At 71.2% G+C, this 21728-nt stretch carries 21 protein-coding genes; 1 reads left to right on the forward strand and 20 read right to left on the reverse strand.

Going from position 1 to position 21728, the window contains the following annotated elements; genetic code table 11:
* Window positions 1-28 precede the first annotated feature (28 nt).
* On the forward strand, window positions 29-751 hold the full coding sequence (pgl, locus tag H483_RS29045; protein WP_017836819.1) for a 6-phosphogluconolactonase: 723 nt from the start codon (window positions 29-31) through the stop codon (window positions 749-751).
* Window positions 752-840: 89 nt separating this feature from the next.
* Here pgl and secG read toward each other — a convergent pair whose 3' ends face one another.
* The 20 genes from secG to metK all read right to left on the reverse strand — a co-directional run bounded on the left by secG (window position 841) and on the right by metK (window position 21693).
* Window positions 841-1074 (reverse strand): preprotein translocase subunit SecG, encoded by a 234-nt coding sequence (gene secG / locus H483_RS29050; RefSeq protein WP_017836820.1) that lies wholly within the window; start codon window positions 1072-1074, stop codon window positions 841-843.
* 98 nt (window positions 1075-1172) lie between these two features.
* The gene (gene tpiA / locus H483_RS29055) at window positions 1173-1958 is read right to left on the reverse strand and encodes a triose-phosphate isomerase (RefSeq protein WP_017836821.1); all 786 of its coding nucleotides are present in this window, start codon (window positions 1956-1958) and stop codon (window positions 1173-1175) included.
* A 29-nt stretch (window positions 1959-1987) separates the two neighbouring features.
* Window positions 1988-3205, reverse strand: coding sequence for a phosphoglycerate kinase (pgk, locus tag H483_RS29060; protein WP_017836822.1), 1218 nt, complete (start codon window positions 3203-3205; stop codon window positions 1988-1990).
* Between the two features lie 144 nt (window positions 3206-3349).
* Window positions 3350-4366 carry a type I glyceraldehyde-3-phosphate dehydrogenase gene (gene gap, locus H483_RS29065; protein WP_017836823.1) on the reverse strand — a complete coding sequence of 339 codons (1017 nt, stop codon included), beginning with the start codon at window positions 4364-4366 and terminating at the stop codon, window positions 3350-3352.
* A 116-nt stretch (window positions 4367-4482) separates the two neighbouring features.
* Window positions 4483-5466, reverse strand: a complete 984-nt coding sequence (whiA, locus tag H483_RS29070) for a DNA-binding protein WhiA (RefSeq protein ID WP_017836824.1) — start codon at window positions 5464-5466, stop codon at window positions 4483-4485.
* Between the two features lie 22 nt (window positions 5467-5488).
* Complete coding sequence (yvcK, locus tag H483_RS29075) at window positions 5489-6490, reverse strand: uridine diphosphate-N-acetylglucosamine-binding protein YvcK (protein WP_031264867.1); 1002 nt, start codon at window positions 6488-6490, stop codon at window positions 5489-5491.
* A 4-nt stretch (window positions 6491-6494) separates the two neighbouring features.
* Entirely contained in the window at window positions 6495-7367 is an 873-nt protein-coding gene (gene rapZ / locus H483_RS29080; protein ID WP_017836826.1) for an RNase adapter RapZ, read from the reverse strand.
* A gap of 3 nt (window positions 7368-7370) precedes the next feature.
* The gene (uvrC, locus tag H483_RS29085) at window positions 7371-9503 is read right to left on the reverse strand and encodes an excinuclease ABC subunit UvrC (protein WP_017836827.1); all 2133 of its coding nucleotides are present in this window, start codon (window positions 9501-9503) and stop codon (window positions 7371-7373) included.
* A gap of 6 nt (window positions 9504-9509) precedes the next feature.
* Window positions 9510-10013: a PH domain-containing protein gene (locus H483_RS29090; protein WP_017836828.1), complete on the reverse strand. Its 504-nt coding sequence runs from the start codon at window positions 10011-10013 to the stop codon at window positions 9510-9512.
* Entirely contained in the window at window positions 10010-10486 is a 477-nt protein-coding gene (gene ribH, locus H483_RS29095) for a 6,7-dimethyl-8-ribityllumazine synthase (RefSeq protein WP_017836829.1), read from the reverse strand. Before ribH ends, H483_RS29090 begins: the two co-directional genes overlap by 4 nt.
* Window positions 10483-11769, reverse strand: coding sequence for a bifunctional 3,4-dihydroxy-2-butanone-4-phosphate synthase/GTP cyclohydrolase II (locus H483_RS29100; RefSeq protein WP_017836830.1), 1287 nt, complete (start codon window positions 11767-11769; stop codon window positions 10483-10485). The genes ribH and H483_RS29100 overlap by 4 nt, the downstream gene beginning before the upstream one ends.
* A gap of 75 nt (window positions 11770-11844) precedes the next feature.
* A complete protein-coding gene (locus H483_RS29105) occupies window positions 11845-12468 on the reverse strand; it encodes a riboflavin synthase (protein ID WP_017836831.1) in 624 nt (207 codons plus the stop codon).
* A gap of 25 nt (window positions 12469-12493) precedes the next feature.
* Window positions 12494-13537, reverse strand: coding sequence for a bifunctional diaminohydroxyphosphoribosylaminopyrimidine deaminase/5-amino-6-(5-phosphoribosylamino)uracil reductase RibD (gene ribD, locus H483_RS29110; RefSeq protein WP_031264868.1), 1044 nt, complete (start codon window positions 13535-13537; stop codon window positions 12494-12496).
* A gap of 2 nt (window positions 13538-13539) precedes the next feature.
* Complete coding sequence (gene rpe, locus H483_RS29115) at window positions 13540-14208, reverse strand: ribulose-phosphate 3-epimerase (protein ID WP_017836833.1); 669 nt, start codon at window positions 14206-14208, stop codon at window positions 13540-13542.
* A gap of 84 nt (window positions 14209-14292) precedes the next feature.
* Window positions 14293-15231, reverse strand: coding sequence for an alpha/beta hydrolase (locus H483_RS29120; RefSeq protein ID WP_017836834.1), 939 nt, complete (start codon window positions 15229-15231; stop codon window positions 14293-14295).
* 6 nt (window positions 15232-15237) lie between these two features.
* Entirely contained in the window at window positions 15238-16824 is a 1587-nt protein-coding gene (locus tag H483_RS29125; protein WP_081615177.1) for an RsmB/NOP family class I SAM-dependent RNA methyltransferase, read from the reverse strand.
* Window positions 16821-17753, reverse strand: coding sequence for a methionyl-tRNA formyltransferase (fmt, locus tag H483_RS29130; RefSeq protein WP_017836836.1), 933 nt, complete (start codon window positions 17751-17753; stop codon window positions 16821-16823). The genes H483_RS29125 and fmt overlap by 4 nt, the downstream gene beginning before the upstream one ends.
* Window positions 17754-17756: 3 nt before the next feature.
* Window positions 17757-18311, reverse strand: coding sequence for a peptide deformylase (def, locus tag H483_RS29135; protein ID WP_017836837.1), 555 nt, complete (start codon window positions 18309-18311; stop codon window positions 17757-17759).
* Between the two features lie 81 nt (window positions 18312-18392).
* Window positions 18393-20438 carry a primosomal protein N' gene (locus H483_RS29140; protein ID WP_017836838.1) on the reverse strand — a complete coding sequence of 682 codons (2046 nt, stop codon included), beginning with the start codon at window positions 20436-20438 and terminating at the stop codon, window positions 18393-18395.
* Between the two features lie 43 nt (window positions 20439-20481).
* The gene (gene metK / locus H483_RS29145; protein WP_017836839.1) at window positions 20482-21693 is read right to left on the reverse strand and encodes a methionine adenosyltransferase; all 1212 of its coding nucleotides are present in this window, start codon (window positions 21691-21693) and stop codon (window positions 20482-20484) included.
* Window positions 21694-21728: the final 35 nt, after the last annotated feature.

Raw genomic sequence — 21728 nt, forward strand, 5'->3', positions numbered from 1 at the left:
ACCGAGAATCACGAGACCAGGAGAACCGATGACGAACCTCAGCCACGTTGTCCACACCGATTCAGAGGCGCTGGCCTCGGCGGCGGCCCGGGCCGCCGCGGAGCTTCTCTCGGCGCGGATCGCCGCCGCCGGCCGGGCCACCCTGTCCCTCACAGGGGGGTCGGTCGGGATCAAGACCGCGGCCGCCCTCGCCGGGGAGACCGTGGACTGGGATCGGGTCACGATCTACTTCGGGGACGAACGCTTCGTTGCCGCCGACCACCCGGAACGCAACGACGGCCAGCTGGACGAGGCCCTGCTCGACTCACTGGGAGACCGTCCGACGGTGCACCGCTGGCCCGCACGGACCGCCCGGGAAGACGATGTCGACGCCGCCGCGGCCAGCTTCCTCGAGGCACTCGACGTCCCTGACGGCGAGCAGCCGATCTTCGACGTGACCATTCTGGGAATGGGTCCGGAGGGCCACGTCGATTCGATCTTCCCGCACACCCCCGCGGTCGCCGAGACGGAGCGGCTGGTCGTCGGGGTCCGGGACTGCCCCAAGCCTCCTCCCGAGCGGCTGACCTTCACCCTCCCCGCGGTTCGCCGTTCGCGGCACGTGCTGGTGATCGCCGCGGGAGAGGGCAAGGCGGAGGCCGTCGCCGAGGGGCTCGGCGGTGCGTCGCCCTCGGACTGGCCGGTGGCCGGCGCGGTGGGTGTCGAATCCACGACCTATCACCTGGACGAGGGCGCGGCATCGGCCCTGGACTGATCCCCGGGGCTCGACGACGACGGGGTGCGCTCCTCCTCGCGGAGGAGCGCACCCCGTGTGGCCGCGCCGCGTGGCGCAGGGCCCGGATGTCAGCCGAAACGGACCAGGAGACCGACCGCGACGATCGCGATGAGCCAGAGGATGGCGACGACCACGGTCACGCGGTCGAGATTGCGCTCCACCACGCTCGACCCGGAGAGGCTCGACTGGACCCCGCCGCCGAACAGCGAGGACAGTCCGCCCCCCTTACCGCGATGCAGCAGGATGAACAGCATCAACAACAGGCTGGTGGCGAGGAGGAAGATGTCCAGGGCGAGCTTCATGTGCGGATCGGGCCTTACGTCGGGTCGGGTGGTCGGAGGACGACTGGTCCAGACTACCCGGTGGGATCTCCAGGGTGAATCCAGGCGCGCCGCCGGGCTCAGGGCAGCGGGCCGCCTGCGGCGATGGCGGACAGCTGGGCGAACTCGTCGGGCTTGAGCGACGACCCGCCCACGAGACCGCCGTCGACGTCGGGCTGCTCGAGGAGTTCACCGACGGTGGAGGCGTTGACGCTGCCGCCGTAGAGCACCCGCATCTGATCCGCGGTCCCGGGATCGGACAGCTCGGCCAGTGCCTCGCGGATGGCGGCGCAGACCTCCTGCGCGTCCGCGGCGGAGGCGGTCTTGCCCGTCCCGATGGCCCACACGGGCTCGTAGGCGATGACGGTGGAGGCGAGCTGCTCGGTGCTCAGGCCGGCGAGAGACCCCTTGAGCTGTTCCACGACCACGCCGACATGGTCGCCGGCCTCCCGAATCTCCAGCTTCTCCCCCACGCAGACGATCGGGCTCAGGCCTTGCTTGTGGCACGCCGCGGCTTTGGCGGCCACCATCTCGTCGGTCTCGGAGTGGTACTCGCGCCGCTCGGAGTGTCCGACCACGACGTAGGTGCACCCCAGCTTCGCGAGCATCCCCGCCGAGATCTCACCGGTGTACGCACCGGACTCGTGGACCGACACGTCCTGCGCACCGTAGGCGAAGCCGAGCTTGTCCCCCTCGATTACGATCTGGACACCGCGGATGTCGGTGAACGGGGGGATGAAGGCCACCTCCACCTTCTCGAGGTACTTCTCGGGCAGGGCGAAGGCCACCTTCTGGACGAGGGCGATCGCCTCGAGGTGGTTGAGGTTCATCTTCCAATTGCCGGCGATGAGCGGGGTGCGTGCCATGGTCTCTCCTGTGCGTAGGCGATAGCGGATCAGTTGCTGCGTTCGAGGGCGGTGACCCCCGGGAGCTCCTTGCCCTCGAGATACTCGAGCGAGGCGCCGCCCCCTGTCGAGATGTGGGAGAAGTTCTCCTCCCCGAGCCCGAGCGTCCGGACGGCCGCCGCGGAGTCACCGCCCCCCACCACGGAGAACGCACCGTCACGGGTCGCGGCGATGATCGCCTCGGCGACGCCCCGGGTGCCGGCCGAGAACGCCTCGAACTCGAACACGCCCATCGGGCCGTTCCAGAAGACGGTCTTGGCGGCGGACAGCTTCTCCGTGAACAGCGCCACGGACGCCGGTCCGATGTCGAGTCCCATCGTGCCGTCGGGGATCGCGTCGGTCGGCACCGTGGTGTGCGCGGCATCGGCGGAGAACCCGTCGGCCGCCACCACGTCGACCGGCAGGGTGATCACGTCGCCGAACCTGTCGAGCAGGTCCTTGCAGGTGTCGATCATCTCCTCCTGGAGGAGGGAGGATCCGACTCCGTGCCCCTGGGCGGCGAGGAAGGTGAAGCACATGCCGCCACCGATGACCAGCGTGTCGACCTTGGGGGCCAGTGCCTCGATCACCGCGAGCTTGTCCGAGACCTTGGACCCACCGAGGACCACCGCGTAGGGCCGCGCGGTGTCGCCGGTCAGATCGGCGAGGACCTCGACCTCGCTCTGCACTAGATCACCGGCGTAGGCGGGGAGGACCTCGGCGATGTCGCAGACCGAGGCCTGCGCGCGGTGCACCACACCGAACCCGTTGGAGACGAACGCTCCGTCCGGCCCGACGAGGCTCGCCAGGTCGGCCGCCAACGCGGCACGCTCCGCGGAGTCCTTGCTGTTCTCCCGCGGATCGAAGCGGATGTTCTCGACCAGGAGCACGTCGCCGTCGGTCAGCCCGTTGGCGCGCTCACGGGCATCGGGACCCACCACGTCTCCCGCCAGCTGCACGTAGCGGCCGAGCTCGTCGCCCAATTTCTCCGCGACGGGAGCCAGCGAGAGCGCCGGATCCGCCTCACCCTTCGGCCGACCGAGGTGCGCCGTGATCACCAGCGCGGCGCCGGCGTCGAGCAGCGCGTTCAGAGTGGGCAGTGACGCCGAGATCCGGCCGGAGTCGGTGATGGTCGATCCGTCGAGCGGGACGTTGAGGTCGCAGCGGACGAGGATCTTGCGACCTTCGACGCCGGCGTCCAGCAGGTCTTGGAGTGTGCTCACTGCCATGGGGTGGGGCTCCTGTCGGGTGGACGGTGATGGTGTGGTCTGGATGCGGTGGTGCGGGCTGATGTACAGCGGGCCCGGCCGGGACGCTCTGGGCGTTCCCGGGCCGGGCCCGGTGTGGTGCGGGGTCGTCAGGCCCGAGGGCTCTTACAGCGACTTGCCGACCAGGCCGACGAGGTCGGCGAGGCGGTTGGAGTAGCCCCACTCGTTGTCGTACCAGGAGGCGATCTTGATCTGGCCGTCGATGGCCTTGGTCAGCTGGGCGTCGAAGATCGAGGAGTGCGGGTCGGTCACGATGTCGGAGGAGACGATCGGGTCCTCGGTGTACTTGAGGATCCCCTTCATCGGACCCTCGGCGGCCGCCTTGATCGCGGCGTTGACCTCCTCGACGGAGGCCTTCTTCTCGAGCTCGACGGTGAGGTCGGTGAGGGAGCCGGTGGGCAGCGGGACGCGCACGGCGTACCCGTCGAACTTGCCCTTGAGCTCGGGCAGGACCAGCGAGACGGCCTTGGCGGCACCGGTGGAGGTGGGCACCATGTTGATCGCGGCGGCGCGGGCACGACGCGGGTCCTTGTGGGGGGCGTCCTGCAGGTTCTGGTCCTGGGTGTAGGCGTGGATCGTGGTCATGAGGCCCTTGACGATCCCGAACTCGTCGGACAGGACCTTGGCCACCGGTGCGAGGCAGTTGGTCGTGCAGGACGCGTTGGAGATGATCGTCTGCGAACCGTCGTACTGGTCGTCGTTGACACCCATGACGATCGTGATGTCCTCGCCCGAGGCCGGCGCGGAGATGATGACCTTCTTCGCCCCGCCCTCGAGGTGCCCGCGGGCCTTCTCGGCGGAGGTGAAGATGCCGGTGGACTCGACCACGACGTCGACGTCGTAGTCGCCCCACGGCACCGCGGAGGGGCCCTCCTTGACCGCGAGCGCGCCCATCCTGGCCCCACCGACCGTGATGGACTCGTCGTCGAACGTCACGTCCTTGCCGAGGCGACCGAGGATGGAGTCGTACTTGAGCAGATGAGCGAGCATGTCGTTCGTGGTGAGGTCGTTGACGGCCACGATCTCGATATCGGTCTTGCCCTCGGCCTTCAGCGCCTCCACCGCGCGGTAGAAGTTGCGGCCGATACGTCCGAATCCGTTGATGCCTACGCGCACGGTCACGTGATGTCTCCTTATAGGTGGTGCGAGAAAGAACCCTGAAGGGCGGGGTGGTGCCCGGGGCGTGACCCAGACTACCCGCCCCAGGTGGGGGCTGTGCAGGGTCCACAGGCCGCGGATCAGTCTTCGTCCAGCATGTCCTCGGTCACGACGGACTCGGTGTCCGGGATACCCAGATCGGCGGCCTTGCGGTCGGCCATGGACAACAGACGGCGGATCCGACCGGCCACCGCGTCCTTGGTCATCGGGGGGTCGGCGAGCTGCCCCAGTTCCTCGAGGGAGGACTGACGGTGTTGGACCCGCAGCTCGCCCGCGGCCAGCAGGTGGTCGGGCACGTCCTCGGCGAGGATCTCGAGTGCCCGCTGGACGCGTGCGGCCGCCGCCACCGCTGCCCGGGCCGACCTGCGGAGATTGGCGTCGTCGAAGTTGGCGAGTCGGTTGGCGGTCGCCCGTACCTCTCCGCGGGAACGCCGCTCCTCCCAGATGTCCCTGGTCGCGGACGCCCCCATCCGCGCGAGCAGGATGCCGATCGCCTCCCCGTCGCGGATCACCACCCGGTCACCACCACGGACCTCGCGGGCCTTGGCCGTCACCCCGAGGCGACGCGCTGCGCCGACCAGGGCCATCGCCGCCTCCGCGCCGGGCGCCGTGACCTCCAGCGCCGACGACCGCCCGGGTTTGGTGAGGGAACCGTGGGCGAGGAACGCCCCCCGCCACGAGGCCTCCGCCGCCGCCACGGATCCCCCGACCACGGCGGCGGGCAGTCCCCTGACGGTGCGGCCGGCGGCGTCGACCAGTCCGAGCTGGCGGGTCAGGTCCGCTCCCCGGTCGATCACCCGGAGGACGAACTTCCGGGCCGGCTTGCCGCCGCTTCCCCCGATCGGGTGGATCTCGCAGGGCACGGAGAACAGCGAGTCGAGCTCGCCGGACAGTCGTTCCGCGATCTCCCCCGAATCAACCTCCGCCTCGATCACGAGGCGGCCGGAGAGGACCTGGAGGGTGCCCGCGAAACGCAGGAGCGAGGCGATCTCCGCCTTCCTGGTCTCCGAGTTCCCGACCGGGACCCTCACCAGCTCGGACTTGACCTGTGCGGTCAGTGACACGCCCTGCTCCTTCGTTCTCCGGTCATCCGTCGGCCCCCGCCGTCACCGTGGCGGCGAGCGCCCGGGCGAGCAGAGCGGGGTCGTGCACGGGCTTCATCGTCCCATCCGGTGCGGTCCGGGCGATGTCCGCCACCATGACCCGCGCCCCCAGGCCCGCCGCCGCCCGGTCGAGGTGTTCACGTTCGGTGTCGCTCAGTGGCATCCGCGGGTCCACCAGCACCACGTCCACGTCGACCGCGGGTGCGTGCTGGCGCAACACGTGGAGATGCTGCTCGGCGGAGAACCCGGCGGTCTCGCCGACCTGCGGCGCCAGGTTGAGCACGAGCGCCCTGGTCGCAGACGTGCGGGCCAATGCGGAGGCGATGTCCGGGACCAACACGTTCGGGATGACACTCGTGAACCACGAGCCCGGCCCCAGCACGACCATGTCCGCGGCCTCGATCGCCTCCACGACGCCGTCCGCCACGGGCGGGTCGGCGGGGATGAGCCGCACCCGGCGCACACTCCCGGGCGTGGTGGCCACCGCGACCTGGCCGATGATCGTGCGCACCACGCGGGGGTCGGCTTCCAGTCCGACGACCTCCGCGGCGATGTCCAGGGCGACCGGTGACATGGGGAGCACACGGCCGGTCACCCCGAGCATCGCCCCGACGGCGTCGAGCGCCTTGACGGGGTCCCCGAGCAGCTCCCAGAACCCCGCGAAGACGAGGTTCCCCACAGCGTGTCCCGCCAGCGCCCCGGTTCCCCCGTAGCGGTGCTGGAACAGGCTCGTCAGCTGTCCGTGCTCGTCGTCCTCGGCCGCGAGTGCGCACAGCGCCATCCGGAGGTCGCCGGGCGGCAGGATGTCGAGTTCGCGACGAAGGCGGCCGGACGAGCCACCGTCGTCCGCCACGGTCACCACCGCGGTCACGTGGTCGGCGACCATACGCCCGGCGCGGAGGGTGGCGGACAACCCGTGACCCCCGCCGAGGGCGACGAGCGACCCCAGCCGGTCCGGCCCTCCCGCCGTGGTCTGACCTGTCATCTGATCACTCGCGTCCGAGATCACGGTGGCGGACGTGGACGTCGACGGAATCGAGGCCGGTCAGTCTCCCGGCCAGGGATTCGGAGATCGCGACGCTGCGGTGTTTGCCGCCGGTGCACCCCACCGCGATGGTCATGTACCGCTTGCCCTCGCGCCGATAGCCGGTCATCGCCAGACCGATCATCGAGACCGCCGCGCGCAGGTACTCCTCGATCGACGGATCCGCCAGGACGTAATCCTGGACCGGCTTCTCGCGGCCGGTGTGCGCCTGGAGTTCGGGAATCCAGTGCGGGTTGGGCAAGAACCGCATGTCGAGCAGCATGTCCACGTCGACCGGCACCCCGTACTTGAAGCCGAAGGACTCGACGGTGAGGTGGAAATCGAAGCCCAGGTCGCCGAACGGCTTCTCGAGTCGGTGCCGGAGATCGTGGACGCTCAACGAGGTGGTGTCGACCACCACGTCCGCGCGTCCGCGAATCCCCTCCAGCACCTTGCGCTCCCGCTGGATGCCGTCGATCAGACCGTCCCCCGACTGCAACGGGTGGGATCGCCGGACGTTGTTGAACCGCTTGACCAGGGCCTCGTCCGAGGCGTCCAGGAAGAGGATCCTCGCCTCGGGGCGACCGTCGAAGCGCCCCAACAGTTCTCCGATGTGCTCGTCGAATCCCAGACTGCGGACGTCCGCGACGATCGCGAACCTCCTGGGCTCCTCGCGGGCCTCGGCGAGACGATCCACCAGCTCCCCGACGAACCGGAGCGGGAGGTTGTCCACGACGTACCAGCCGAACTCCTCGAGCACCTTCGACGCCGTGCCCTTGCCCGCGCCGGACATCCCGCAGATGAGCAGGAGTTCGCGTCCCTCATCGTTCACGCCCATGGTTCACCTCGAGTCGCTCGTCTGGTCGTCGTCGACCTCACGGTCCGAGTCTCCCATGTCCGCGCGTGCACCGTCCGTACCCGGCCCGTCTGTACCCGGCCCGTCTGTACCCGGCGCGTCCGCGGGCGGGGCGTCCGGCGATCCCAGGGTCGCGCGGATCGCCGCCGCGACCGCGGGGCCGATACCCGGGACCGCGCAGAGGTCGTCCACCCCGGCGGCGCGGAGGGCCGAGACGGTGGGGAACTTCTCCAACAGCGCCGCCCGGCGTGAGGGCCCGAGCCCGGGCACGTCGTCGAGGATCGACGTCGTCATCCGGCGGGACCTGGCTCCCCTGTGGGCCCGGATCGCGAAGCGGTGCGCTTCGTCGCGGAGCCGTTGCAGCAGGAACAATCCCTCGCCGTGCCGGGGGAAGATGACCGGGTACTCCTCTCCCGGCAGCCAGATCTCCTCGAGACGTTTGGCGATGCCGATCACCGGGACGTCGTTGACACCCAGCTCGGACAGAACCCCGGCGGCGGCCTCCACCTGGGGTCGGCCACCGTCGACTACGAAGAGCTGGGGCGGGTAGGCGAATCGTCGGGTGGGCACGGTCTTCCCGGTCGCTCCCTCGCCCGCTTCCGCCCGGTCGTCGACGGGCCCGTCGGCGTCATCCGGGGTCACCACCGGTTCCTCGTGGTGCCGCCGGAATCGACGGCGGGTCACCTCGGCGATGCTCGCGACGTCGTCGGAGTGCCCGTCGCCGGCCGCCTCCCGGATGCGGTAGAGCCGGTAGTCACTCTTGCGGGGGAGCCCGTCCTCGAACACCACCAGTGAGGCCATGACGTCGGTGCCCTGGGTGTGGGAGATGTCCACGCACTCGATGCGGAGCGGCGCGGTATCGAGTTCCAGGGTCTCCTGGATCTCCTGCAGGGCGGCCGAGCGCGCGGTCAGGTCACCACTGCGGCGCAGCTTGTGCTGGGTCAGCGCCTCCGCCGCGTTACGACGGACGGTCTCCGCCAACGACCGCTTGTCGCCCCGCCGCGGGATTCGCAGCGACACGCGTGATCCACGAAGGCCCGAGAGCCAGTCGGCGAGCTCGTCCGCGTCCTCGGGCAGCGCCGGCACCAACACCTCCCGCGGCACGGCGGCAGCGAGATCGGCACCGGAGTCGGTTGCCCCGGCCAGCTCGGCCTCCCCGCCGTAGAACTGGGCGAGGTAGTCCGAGACGACGCCCGGCACGGCGAGCACCGGATCGAACCGGCCGTCGCGGTCCACTCCGTGCGCGTGTTCGACCACCCACCCGCGTTGGCCCCTGATCCGCCCGCTCCGGACGTGGAAGACCTGGACGGACACCTCCAGCTCGTCGACCTCGACACCCACGACGTCGGCGTCGGTACCGTCACCCAGGACGACGGCCTGCTTCTCCATGGCCCGCCTCATCGCGCCGAGGTCGTCCCGGAGCCGGGCCGCGCGCTCGAAGTCCAGGTCCTCGGACGCCTCGAGCATCCGCGCCCCGATCCGCTTCATGATGACGTCGGTGCGTCCGGCGAGGAAATCGCAGAGCTCGTCGACGATCCGGCGGTGTTCCTCAGCCGTCACCCGTCCGATGCAGGGCGCGGCGCACTTGTCGATGTACCCGAGCAGACAGGGGCGGCCCAACTGGGCCTGTCGCCTGAACACCCCGGCCGTGCACGACCTCACCGGGAAGACCCGTTGGAGGGTGTCGAGCGTGTCCCGGATCGCCCATGCGTGGGAATACGGACCGAAGTACCGGGTCCCGGCCCGTCGCGGACCGCGGTAGACGAACGCGCGGGGGAACTCCTCCCCCACCGTCACCGCCAGGAGGGGATAGGTCTTGTCGTCCCGGTACCGGACATTGAAGCGGGGGTCGTATTTCTTGATCCACGTGTACTCCAGCTGCAGCGCCTCCACCTCGGTGGAGACGACGGTCCACTGGACGCCCGCCGCGGCGGTGACCATCTGCCTGGTACGCGGGTGGAGAAGGGTGAGGTCGGCGAAGTACGACCCGATCCGGCTGCGCAGGTTCTTGGCTTTGCCCACGTAGATGACGCGACCCTGGTCGTCGCGGAAGCGGTAGACCCCCGGCTCGGTGGGGATGGAGCCGGGTGACGGACGGTACGTGCGGGGATCGGCCACGACGCCTCAGCGGTCGGCGACGGTCTCGGGATCGGCGGCCGAGGGCTTGTACCGGCGGATCGTCTCGCGCAGGGAACCCATGGCGTCGACCGCCTCCTGCCCGTCGACCGTCAGGATGGCCCAGATCCCGACGTGCTCGTAGGCGGGAAGTTCGAGCCGTGGCCACATGCTGGACCGGGGGAACGTGATCCCCACGATGTCCGGCCAGTCCCACTGCCGGGTCCTCAGGGGCCCGCGGACCTCGACGCCCTGTTCACCCACCCGCACCCTGATCCTGAGGAGGGAGAGCAGGACGCCGGCGAAGATCAGGCCGATCATCACGAAGGCGAGCTGGTCGGCGACACCGATGGTGACCCCGGTGTCGTCACGGACCAGCAGGACTGCCCAGAGGACGTGCGCGAGGACGATGAGGACAGCCAGCGCGATCACGGCGATCCGGAGACGCCGTGGGCGGTGCTCGAAATCCCGGTACTCGAGATCCCCGTGCTCGAGATCCCGGTGCTCGCTCATCGCCCCGCCCGAAGGTCGCGCAGGGTGACGGCCGCGCCGAGTGCGGCCGCGACCGCCTCGCCGCCCTTGTCCTCCGCGGCGCCGTCGTGCCCGTCGCGGTCGCGGGCCTGGGCCTCGTTCTCCGTGGTGAGCACCCCGTGGGCCACCGGGGTCGCCTCGTCGAGCGCGATCCGGGTCAGGCCGTCGGTCACCGAGCGGCAGACGTAGTCGAAGTGCGGTGTGGAGCCCCGGATGACCACCCCGAGCGCCACCACGGCGTCGTGGGACCTCGCGAGCTCCTGTGCGACCACCGGGAGCTCGACGGCCCCCGTGACGCGGGCGACGGACACGACCGCACCGGAGGCCTCGGCCACCGCGAGTGCGCGCTCCATGAGTTGCGCACAGATCTCGTCGTGCCAGGTGGAGGCCACGACGCCCAGCCGCAGGCCGCGGGCGTCGGGGATCACCAACTCCGGCCTACCGGTGCCGCTCATCGCCGATCCTCTCCGTTCGTGCTGGGGTCGTTCGCGCTGGGGCCGTTCGCGTTCATGTCGACGCCGTCGTCGAGGCCCTCGAGCAGATGGCCCATCCGGTCCCGCTTGGTCCGCAGGTACCGGAGGTTCTCCGGGGTCACCGCGGTGGGCATGGGAACCCGTGAGACCACCTCGACGCCGCCCGCACGGAGGGCGTCGGCCTTGGCGGGGTTGTTGGTCATCAGACGCACTCGCGTCACCCCGAGATCCCGAAGCATCTGCGCGGCCAGGCTGAAGTCCCGGGCGTCGGCCGGAAGACCGAGGTCCAGATTGGCGTCCACGGTGTCGCGGCCGTCGTCCTGCAACTGATAGGCGCGGAGCTTCTGGACCAGGCCGATCCCCCGGCCCTCGTGACCCCTCATGTAGAGGACGACCCCGCGGCCCTCCTCGCACACCGAGGCGACGGCAGCGTCGAGCTGTGGACCGCAATCGCAGCGCAGCGAGTGGAAGACGTCTCCGGTGAGGCACTCGGAGTGGACGCGAACCGACACCGGCTCCGCGCCTGAGATGTCTCCGGCGACCATGGCCACGTGCTCGACCCCCTGGATGACGTCGCGGTATCCGTGAGCGGTCATCGTCCCGGCCGGGGTGGGGATCCGGGCGGCCGCCTCGTGGACCACCTGCACCTCGTGCGCGCGGCGCCAGTCCTGCAGCGCCTCGATCGTGATCATCGCGAGCCCGTGCTCATCGGCGAAGCGTCGGAGTTCCGGGGTCCGGGCCATGGTGGTCGGGTCGTCCTCGGAGACGATCTCGCAGATCACCCCCGCCGGGCGCAGACCGGCGAGTCGCGCGAGGTCGACCGCGGCCTCCGTGTGGCCGGGCCGGGTGAGCACCCCACCGGGCCGCGCGCGCAGCGGTACCACGTGGCCGGGTCGCGTGAAGTCTCCGGGAACGGCATCGGCGGAGGCCAGCATGCGGGCGGTGCGCGCCCTGTCGGCGGCGGAGATGCCGGTCGAGACACCGACGCGGGCGTCCACGGTGACGGTGTAGGCGGTGTCGTGCCGGTCCTCGTTGATGGCCCGCATCGGCGGGAGATCGAGGCGGAGGCAGTCTTCGGCCTCGAGCGTCACGCACACGTATCCGGACGAGTATCGGACGAGGAAACCCATCAGCTCGGGGGTCGCGAGTTCGGCGGCGAAGATCAGGTCGCCCTCGTTCTCCCGGTCCTCGCTGTCCACCACGACGACGGCTCGTCCCGCCGCGATGTCGGCGATGGCGCGGTCGATGCCGTCGAAGGTGGTCACTGCTGCGGGTTCTCCTCGGTACTCAACACACCCGGGCGGCGTCCGCGGGCACGGCCACAAGTATGGCTCATCCGCTCACGGGGTCCGCTCACCGCGTCCGCCGAGGAGACGCTCGACGTACTTGGCCAGGACGTCGACCTCCAGGTTGACCCGGCCTCCCCGGGACAGACCCCCGAGGATCGTGTCCTCGAGCGTGGTGGGGATGAGCGAGACCTCGAACCACGGCTCCCGCTGCTCGAGCGGACTGACCGCCGACACCGTGAGCGAGGTTCCCGAGACGGTGATGGATCCCTTCTCGACCACGTAGCGGGACAGCTCCGGCGGCATCGAGAGGCGCAGCACGTGCCACCTGGCGTGCTCGGTCCTGCTGATCAGGGTGCCGGTACCGTCGACATGTCCCTGGACGATGTGACCTCCGAAGCGAGCGTCCGCGCGCATAGCGCGCTCCAGGTTCACCGGATCCCCGGGACGCAGCGCACCCAGGGCGGTGCGGTCGAGGGTCTCGGCCATCACGTCGGCCTCGAATCCCACACCGGGGGTGAACTCCGTGACGGTCAGGCAGACGCCGTTGACGGAGATCGAGTCGCCGTGTCCGGCGTCGGATGTGACGAGTGGTCCGAGGATCCGCAGACGCGCGGAGTCCCCCACCGTGTCGACGGAGTCCAGCGTGCCGAGTTCCTCGACTATTCCGGTGAACATCAGAGCGGTCCTCTCGTGGGTGTGGTCATGCGGGTCTTCGGGTCATTCGGAGATAGACGTCGCGCCCCAGGGTCGCGGACTCGCGCACCTCGAAGCCGTGGGCGTCGATCATCGTGCCCACACCGGCCTCCTCGACGGCGGACCGGCCACCGCCCAGCACGATCGGGGCGAGGTAGGCCTCGACCTCGTCGACGAGCCCGGCGGCGAGGAACGCCCCGGCCAGACGGGGGCCGCCCTCGACCAGGACGTGCTGGACGTCGCCGAGCATCGCGAGCGCCTCCGCGGGATCGCGGGTGGCCAGGTGCCGGAACCGGCCGTCGGAACCCCGCACGGCGGCGTCCGGGGGCACCGGGGTCAGTCCCATCACGGCCCGGAGTGGTTGCCGATCCGTGGGCGCCCCGTCGTCGGACCGGGCGGTGAGCGAGGGGTCGTCGGCGGCGCGGGTCCCCGAACCGACGACGACGACGTCGATCTCCTGCCGTCGTCCGTGCACGTGATGGCGTGACTCGGGGCCGGTGATCCATCGGCTGCTGCCGTCGGCCGCGGCCACCCGGCCGTCCAGGGTGGCCGCGTACTTCCAGGTGACGTACGGCCGGCCCGAGCGTTGGCGGTGCAGCCACGCCCTCAGCGGACCCTGTTCGGCGGCGGCCACCTCGTCGTCGTCGGCCAGCGCCACGTCCACCCCGGCCCGCCGCAACGTCTCCGCCCCACCGGCGGCGAGGGGGTTCGGATCCCGCACGGCGTAGACCACGCGCGCGACGCCCGCGGCGAGGGCCCGCGCGGAACAGGGACCGGTGCGGCCCCGGTGGTCACAGGGCTCGAGGGTGACTACGAGTGTGCCGCCCCGGGCCCGCTCGCCGGCCTCGTCGAGGGCGACGACCTCGGCGTGCCGACCCCCGGGCGCCTCGGTCGCCCCGCGGCCGACCACCTCACCCGCGGTGTCGAGTACCACGGCGCCCACCGGGGGGTTCGGGGTGCTGACCCCGAGAGCGGATCGGGACAGTGCGATCGCGTCGGCCAGGACCTCGCGCTCGCGGCGGCGCCGTCCGCCGTCGGGCGCGTGCGTCATCGTCACGCCCGCGCGGCCGCGGCCCCCGCGCGCAGGGTCTCGATCATGGCGTCGGGGTCGGGCGCGCCGTAGACGGCGGATCCGGCGACGAAGACGTCGCAGCCCGCGGAGGCGGCGTCCCCGATGGTGCGCGAGTCGATGCCACCGTCGATCTGGATCAGCACGTCGAGCCCGCGCCGGTCGATCTCCGCGCGCAGCGTGCGGACCTTGTCGAGCACCTCCGGCATGAACGACTGGCCCCCGAACCCGGGCTCGACGCTCATCACCAGAACCATGTCCACGTGCTCGAGCAGGTCGAGGTACGGCTCCACGGCCGTGCCCGGCTTGAGGGAGATGCCGGCCCGGCAGCCGCGCGAGTGCAGCAGATCCGCGACGGCCCTCGGATCGTCGGTGGCCTCGACGTGGAAGGTGATGCTGGCCGCACCCGCGTCGACGTAGTCGCCCACCCACCGTGCCGGGTCCTCGATCATGAGGTGGCAGTCCATCGGCTTGTCGGTGACCTCGCCGACCGCCTTCGCGACCGGGGCGCCGAAGGACAGGTTGGGGACGAAGTGGCCGTCCATCACGTCGACGTGGATCCAGTCCGCGGCGGGGATCCGCTCGATCTCCCGGTCCAGGCGGGCGAAGTCGGCGGACAGGATCGACGGCGCGATGAGCGGCTGGTACGACATGCGGGCCAGTCTAGGCGGGCGGGCGCGAGCGGACTTCCCAGGGCGTGGCCCGGAGCCGCCCCGGACTCTCAGTAGGCCGGACTCTCAGTAGGCCGGACGTACCAGCGACTGGCAGAACTCCAACTGGTCGGCGACGATCTGCTCGAAGTGAGGATCGACGTAGGGGTCGAAGTGCTCGCACGGGTACTCCAGATACCTCCCGCGCGGCATCCGCTGCGCAGCCCGCCGCGCGGTCGCCGCGGGCGTGATGGCGTCCCGGGTGGCGATCTGCACCAGAACGGGGCACGTGATCCGTTGCGCGTGCCGGATCGGCGAATAGAAGCCGATGCGGATCAGGATCCGGCCGGCGACGTACTCGGGGAAGTCCCCGCGCCGCAGTCCGGAGTCCGCCACCAGGCGGTCGACCGCGGGATCGGCGTCCGGGCTGGTCATGGCACCGGCCTCCCCCGGCTTCGCGACGAGCGGCACGTACCGGGGTTCCCGGCGCCGGGCCGCGCGCCAGAGGTCGCCGAGGATCGCAGGTGTGAGCCTGACCGCCGAGCGCAGCGGCGTCGCCCGGACCGCGGCCGGCCCACTGACGTGCGGCACCTGGGCGACGACCCCGGCGAGTCGTTCCCCGGTGCCCGCGAGCGTGATGACGTGGCCACCCGAGAACGAGGTGCCCCACGCGATGACACGGTCCGGGTCCACTCCGGCCAGTGACCGGGTGAAGGCGAGCGCGGACCGCCAGTCGTCGAGTTGACGGCCGATGTCGAGGAGCTGACGGGGATGCCCGTCGCTGGCGCCGAAGTGCCGGTAGTCGAAGACCACGACGACGAAGCCGGCCTCGCGGAAGCGCTCGGCGTACGCGGGCAGTCGGAGATCGCGGATACACCCGAGACCGTGCGCCATGACGATGGCCGGTGCGGCGGACTCACCGGGGTCCGTGGAGGTCTCCGGGCGGTACACCCACGCCGCGCACTCGGTTCCGCCGGAGAGGAAAGTCGCATCGACCCGGCCCTGGTCCGTTTCTGCTGACGGCATCGACTGTCAGTCCTCTCGTGTCGCCGGCGTGGGGGCCGATTCGAGCCTGCGCAACCCCGCCATGAACATCGCGTCGGTGCCGTGCCGGTGCGGCCAGAGCTGCACCCACGGTCCGTCTCCGAGGCCCTCGGTAGAGGTCCCGTCGATCCCCTCCAGGATCTCGCGGACGTCGAGGAGTTCGACGTCGTCGCGCCGGTTCGCCTCACGGATCATCGACACCGTCTCGGACAGGTGCGGGGAACACGTGGCGTAGAGCACCACTCCACCGGGCCGGACCAGTCGCAGTGCGGACTCCAGCAGTTCCCGCTGCAGGATCACCAGCCCCGGGATGTCTGCGGCCGTCTTGCGCCACCGGGCCTCGGGACGCCGCCGGAGGGCACCGAGTCCCGAGCACGGGGCGTCGAGGAGGACTCGATCGAACCCCGGCTCGAGGCCGGGGTCCCGGCCGTCCGCGGTGAGTACGGTCACCGGCAGGTCGCGCGTGGCCTGTCGCACGAGGTCGGCCCGGTGTTCGGAGACCTCGACGCCGGTCACCGTCGCACCCTCGATCTCCGCCAACGCGCCCAGCATGACGGCCTTTCCCCCGGGGCCGGCGCACAGATCCAACCACCGGCCCCCGTCCTCGCCGACGAGCGGTGCACGGGAGGCCGCGATCGCGACGACCTGGCTGCCCTCGTCCTGCACCGTGGCGAGACCGTCTTTGACCGCGTCCAGGGCGCCGGGGTCACCCGAGTCGAGGTGGACCGCGTACGGCGACACGACGCCCTCACTGCCGCCCGTCACCAACGCGAGTTCCTCGGCGGAGATGGCACCCGGCAGTGCCGCCAGATGCACCTTTGGGCGCGCGTCATCGGCCGCCAGCAGCTCGGGAAGCTCCCCAGCGTTCGCCCCGAGGGACTCCGCGAACGCGCGCGCGATCCACTCGGGGTGTGCGGTGCCCACGGCCAACCGGGCGACGGGATCGGTCACGTCCTTCCGCAGCACCTCGACCCAGCTGTCCAGATCCTGCGCGGAGACCTTGCGCAGCACTGCGTTGACGAACGCCCCGGCCCGGCCCAGCCCCAGGGTCCGCGCCGCCTCCACGCTCGTGTCGACGGCCGCGTGCGCCCCGATCCGGGTGAACAGCAACTGATAGGCGCCCAGGCTCACCAGGTCCAGGACCGGTGGGTCGATCTCCTCGACCGGCCGGCCGGCCGCCTCCGCGATGATGCGGTCCAGCAACCCCTGCGTCCGGAGCGTGCCGTAGGTGAGCTCGGTGGCCAGAGCCGCGTCCCGGGTGTCGAGTCGCGCTTTGGTGAGCTCGGAGGGGAGCAGGAGGTTCGCGTACGCCGCGCGCTCGCGAACCGCCGACATCACGCTGAGGGCGACGGTCCTGGCGTCAGGGCGGACCTGCCGAGGTGCCGGGCTGTCACGTCGGGGGCCGGCGGATCGGGGCGCGTCCCGTCGCCCGCCGCTCTGCCGCGTGCTGCCCTGCTTGCCGCCGCCCTGGCTGGTCCTGCCCTGCTGGCCGCCACCCTGCTTGCCGCCGCCCTGCCTGCTGCCGTCCTTCCGGCCGCCCCCGGGGCCCCGGCGTCGCGCGCCCTCCGCGCTCATACGAACTCCGCCCCGTCATCGAGTCGGGCTCCGCGTGCCCAGTCGACCGCGTTCATCATCCTCTTCCCCGGTGGTTGTAGGGACTCCACCGCCACCGGTGTGGTGGCCGTGCCGACGAGCAGAGACCGCTTGTCGAGCCGGATCCGACCGGGCGCCAGGGCCGTCTCCCCCTGTTCCGGGAACGCCGTGGAGCCGATCTTGACCCGCTCCCCGGCGAGAGTGGTCCACGCTCCCGGAGCCGGGGTGACCGATCGGATGTGACGGTCCACCGCCAGGGCCGGAGCAGCCCATCGCACACGAGCGTCGTCCACCGTGATCTTCCCCGCCCGCGAGATCCCGTCCGCCGGCTGCGGGACGGCGCGAACCTCCCCGGCCTCGATGGCGTCGAGGGTGGCCACGAGAAGGTCCGCGCCGGAGGCCGACAGTCGATCGAGCAGGTCGCCGGCGGTGTCGCGAGGCCGGATCGTCTCGGTCATCGTCCCGAGGACCGGACCGGTGTCCATCCCCTCGTCGAGCAGGAAGGTCGTGGCCCCGGTCATCTCGTCTCCCGCCTCGATGGCGGCGTTGACCGGTGCGGCACCTCGCCACGCGGGCAACAGCGAGAAGTGGAGGTTCACCCACCCGTGGGTGGGGATGTCCAGGACGGGCCGGGGCACCAGGTGCCCGTAGGCGACCACCGGGACCGCCTCCGGCGCGAGGTCGCGGAGCCGCTCGGCGAACTGCGGGTCACGCGCGTTCGGCGGGGTGAGGACCTCGATGCCCGCCTCGTCGGCGGCAGCGGCCACGGCACTACGGGACAGACTCCGGCCACGACCGGTCCTGGCGTCGGGTCGCGAGACCACCGCCACCACCTCGTGTCGGTCCGAGCTCACGAGTGCCTCGAGTGACGGGACGGCCGCCTGCGGGGTGCCGGCGAAGACGAGACGCACCGCTCACCTCACCGCCATGGCGTCGGCGAGCCGCTCGTAGACGACCCCATCGCGGATGGCGTCGCTACCGAACCAACCGGACGCGCGGATCCCGGCCATCGCCGATCGTCGCCGGTCCGGGGTGAGACGCTGGAGGAACAGGATGCCGTCGAGGTGGTCGGTCTCGTGCTGCACCGCGCGGGCGAGGATCCCGTCCGCCTCGAAGCTCACCGGCTCCCCGTTCACGTCCACGCCACGCGCGAGGACACGGGCGTAGCGCTCCGTGGGCTCCGAGACCCCGGGAATCGACAGGCACCCCTCGTTGACGTGCGTCTTCTCGTCACCGATCGGTTCCCACTCCGGATTGACCAGGTGGCCTTCCCGTCCACCACAGGTGTAGACGAACACCCGGGTGGACACACCGATCTGCGGCGCCGCCAACCCGGCTCCCTCCTCGTGGCGAACGGTGTCCATGAGATCGGCCACTGTCCGGGCCAGTCTGTCGTCGAACGAGGTCACGGGATCGGTCGGGGTCCTCAGGACGGGGTCACCGAAGAGCCGGACGGGATGGACGGCCATGCGGATCTGAACTCCTCGCGGACGGGGACAGGGTGAATGACCATTCTAGGTGCTCGCGGGCCGACCCACCGCACGGGCCGCTCAGCCGATGTGGACCGGGTCGAGTCGCACCCGGACGGGCTCCGCGTTCCGACGACCGGACCGCGCCACCACGACCGCTCGCAGCTCCGTGGAGACCGCGGCGAGGAGGGCGGGCGGAACGCGGAGCAGCACCCTCTCGGGGTCGACCACGCCGTCGTGGCCGGGCAACTCCTCTCCCGGGGGGAGATCGACCGGGCCGAGTACCTCGACCTCGTCCGGGAGCCTGAGCTCGTCGAGGATGGCCGACAGGGCCGTGGCCGGGCCGTCCACGGCCACCATGTGGACCGCGGGCGGAAACCCCACCTCGGCGCGGTCGGCGAGTTCGCGTGCAGCCCACCCCTGAGGGTCCCATCGCACGAGAGCCTGCGCGACCGGGGACCCGGAGTCCGCCGACAGGAACACTCGGCCCCCGTCAGCGGCCGGCCGGACGAGCGAGGCCGCACCCACCCAGAACCGCAGAGCGTTCTGCACCGCCCGCAGGTCGGGTCGTCCGAGAAGAGCCCAGGAGTCCAGGAGCAACGCCGCGCCGTACCCGCCCTCGGCGACCGGTTCGGCGCCGGGGGTGGACACGATGATGGCGGGGGCCGCGGGCACGGTCTCGAGGATCTCCCCTCCCCCGCTCGTCCGGACCCTGACACCGGGAAACATCCGGCCGAGCTCCTCTGCCGTCCTCCCCGTTCCCACGACCCCCGCGCGCAGGGCCCGGGACCCACAGGCCACGCACCGGAAGCCCGGCTCGGGGGCCCCGCACCAGCCGCAGGCCAGATCCACGGGCCCGTGCACCGCGTCCATCCGCCCCGCTCGCAGCGGTCCGTTACACCGGCGACACCGGGCCGGGGTCCGACACGACCCGCACAGCAGGGTCGGGATGTATCCCTTCCGCGGCACCTGGACCAGCACCGGCGCGTCCACGTCGACGGCCTCCCGGGCCATCGTCACCGCCACGGCGGGCAGTCGGGTCCGGCCGCCGGCCACGTCGCGGGCCTGGGTCGGATCCGCGTCCGTGAACGCGACGACGCGCGGGGCGAGAGCGCGGACGAGGCCGGGCTCGGGCCGGATCTCGTGCGCCCATCCCGACCGCACGTACTCGGCCACCTCCGGGGTCCGGTCCACCGAACTCAGGAGCAGCGGCGTGCCGTCGAGCACCGACCGCTGCGCCGCCACCTCCCTCGTATGGGGATAGGGGGCTCGCGGCTCCACGAACGAGTCGTCGCCGTCGTCGTGCAGCACGATCAGACCGAGCTCCGGGAGCGGAGCGAACACGGCGCTGCGCGTCCCGACCACGATCCTCGCGTGCCCCCGGACGGCCCGCAGCCATCGCCGGTACCGGGCCGAGGGGCCGATACCCGCCGACAGGTCGACCACGAGGTCCCGCCCGGCGGCGCCCCCGCCCACGACCTGTCGGCATTCGGCGGTCAACCGGTCGACGTCCCGCTGGTCCGGGACGATCAGCAACACCTGCAGACCTCTGCGCCTGACGGAGTCCGCCAGCACGGCCAACGCCCGTGCCCAGTCCCGTCCCGGTGGCACGGTCCACACGGCCCGCGCCGGGACCCCACCTGTCGCCGCGTCGAGGAAGCGGACCACCATCGGGTGGTCGGCCCAGCCGGTGGGTATCTCGACCGGCCCCTCCGTCACCCCCTGCGGGGGCTGCGGGTCGGGCACCGATTTCTCGGCCGCCGCGTGCCGCGGGGGGATGGCCAACCGGAGGACGTCCGAACGCATGCCCACCCACCTGCGGGCGACCAGTTCGACGAGTCGGAGCAACTGCGGCGTCAGCACGGGCTCCGGCGAGATCACGCGCTCCAGCCAGGCCAGGTCCCCGGAGTGATCCGACTGGTCCGAGCGCTCGATGAGGAACCCGTCGACCAGACGGCCCGCGAACCGCACCCGGACGCGCGTCCCCGGGACCGCCTGATCGGCCAGGGACTCCTGGACCAGGTAGTCGAACTCCCGGTCCAGGTGCGGAACTCCGAGCAGCGGCAGCACCCGGGCCACGGGGGCGTCAGCCGCCGCGACCCGGGCCGCCGGGCGAGTCGTGGTCACGGTCTCGGATCCTCGCACCCCGATCCGACACCCGGGGCGGTCGTCAGCGCCCGACGGCCTGCTTGAGTTCGTCGACGCGGTCGGTCCTCTCCCAGGGCAGGTCCAGGTCGGTCCGGCCGAAGTGACCGTAGGCCGCCGTTCCGGCGTAGATCGGACGCTTGAGGTCGAGGTCGCGGATGATCGCACCGGGACGCAGATCGAACACCGAGGTGACCGCCTCCTGCAGGACCGCGATATCGACCTTCTCGGTCCCGAACGCCTCCACGAACAGCCCCACCGGGGCGGCCTTGCCGATCGCGTACGCGACCTGGACCTCGACACGCTCGGCCAGCCCGGCCGCGACGATGTTCTTGGCGACCCACCGCATGGCGTAGGCCGCCGATCGGTCGACCTTGGACGGGTCCTTGCCGGAGAACGCACCGCCCCCGTGACGGGCCATCCCGCCGTAGGTGTCCACGATGATCTTGCGCCCGGTCAGGCCGGCGTCGCCCATCGGGCCGCCCAGGACGAACCGACCCGTCGGGTTGACCAGGAGGCGGAAGTCACCGGTCTCGATACCGGACGCGGCGTCGGCCAGGACCGGCCCGATCACGTGTTCGGTGAGGTCGTCGCGCAGCGTCGTCTCCAGGTCGATCTCGGGGGCGTGCTGCGTGGAGATGACGATCGTGTCCAGCCGGACCGCGCGCTCGCCGTCGTACTCGATGGTCACCTGGGTCTTGCCGTCCGGGCGGAGGTACGGCAGGGTGCCGTCCTTGCGCACCTCGGTCAGCCGCCGCGAGAGGCGGTGGGCCAACGCGATGGGCAACGGCATGAGTTCCGGGGTGTCTGAGCACGCGTAGCCGAACATCAGGCCCTGGTCGCCGGCGCCCTGCCGGGCGATCGCGTCCTCGACCGGATCGCTGGAAGTCCGTGCCTCGTGGGAGGTGTCCACACCCTGGGCGATCTCGGGGGACTGCTGTCCGATCGAGATCGAGACACCACAGGAGACGCCGTCGAAACCCTTGTCGGAGGAGTCGTAGCCGACCTCCACGATCTTCTCGCGGATGAGCTGCGGGATCTCGACGTACCCACTCGTCTTGACCTCACCAGCCACGTGCACCATCCCGGTGGTCACCATCGTCTCCACGGCGACGCGGGCCTCGGGGTCCTGCGTCAGCATCGCGTCCAGGATGGCATCGGAGATCGCGTCACAGATCTTGTCCGGATGCCCCTCGGTCACGGACTCGCTGGTGAACAGCCGACGTGCCTGCGTCACTGTGGTTCTCTCTTCCTGGTGCCGGATGCGTGTGA

This window comes from Dietzia sp. UCD-THP (assembly GCF_000349585.1).
Taxonomy (GTDB): Bacteria; Actinomycetota; Actinomycetes; order Mycobacteriales; family Mycobacteriaceae; genus Dietzia; species Dietzia natronolimnaea_A.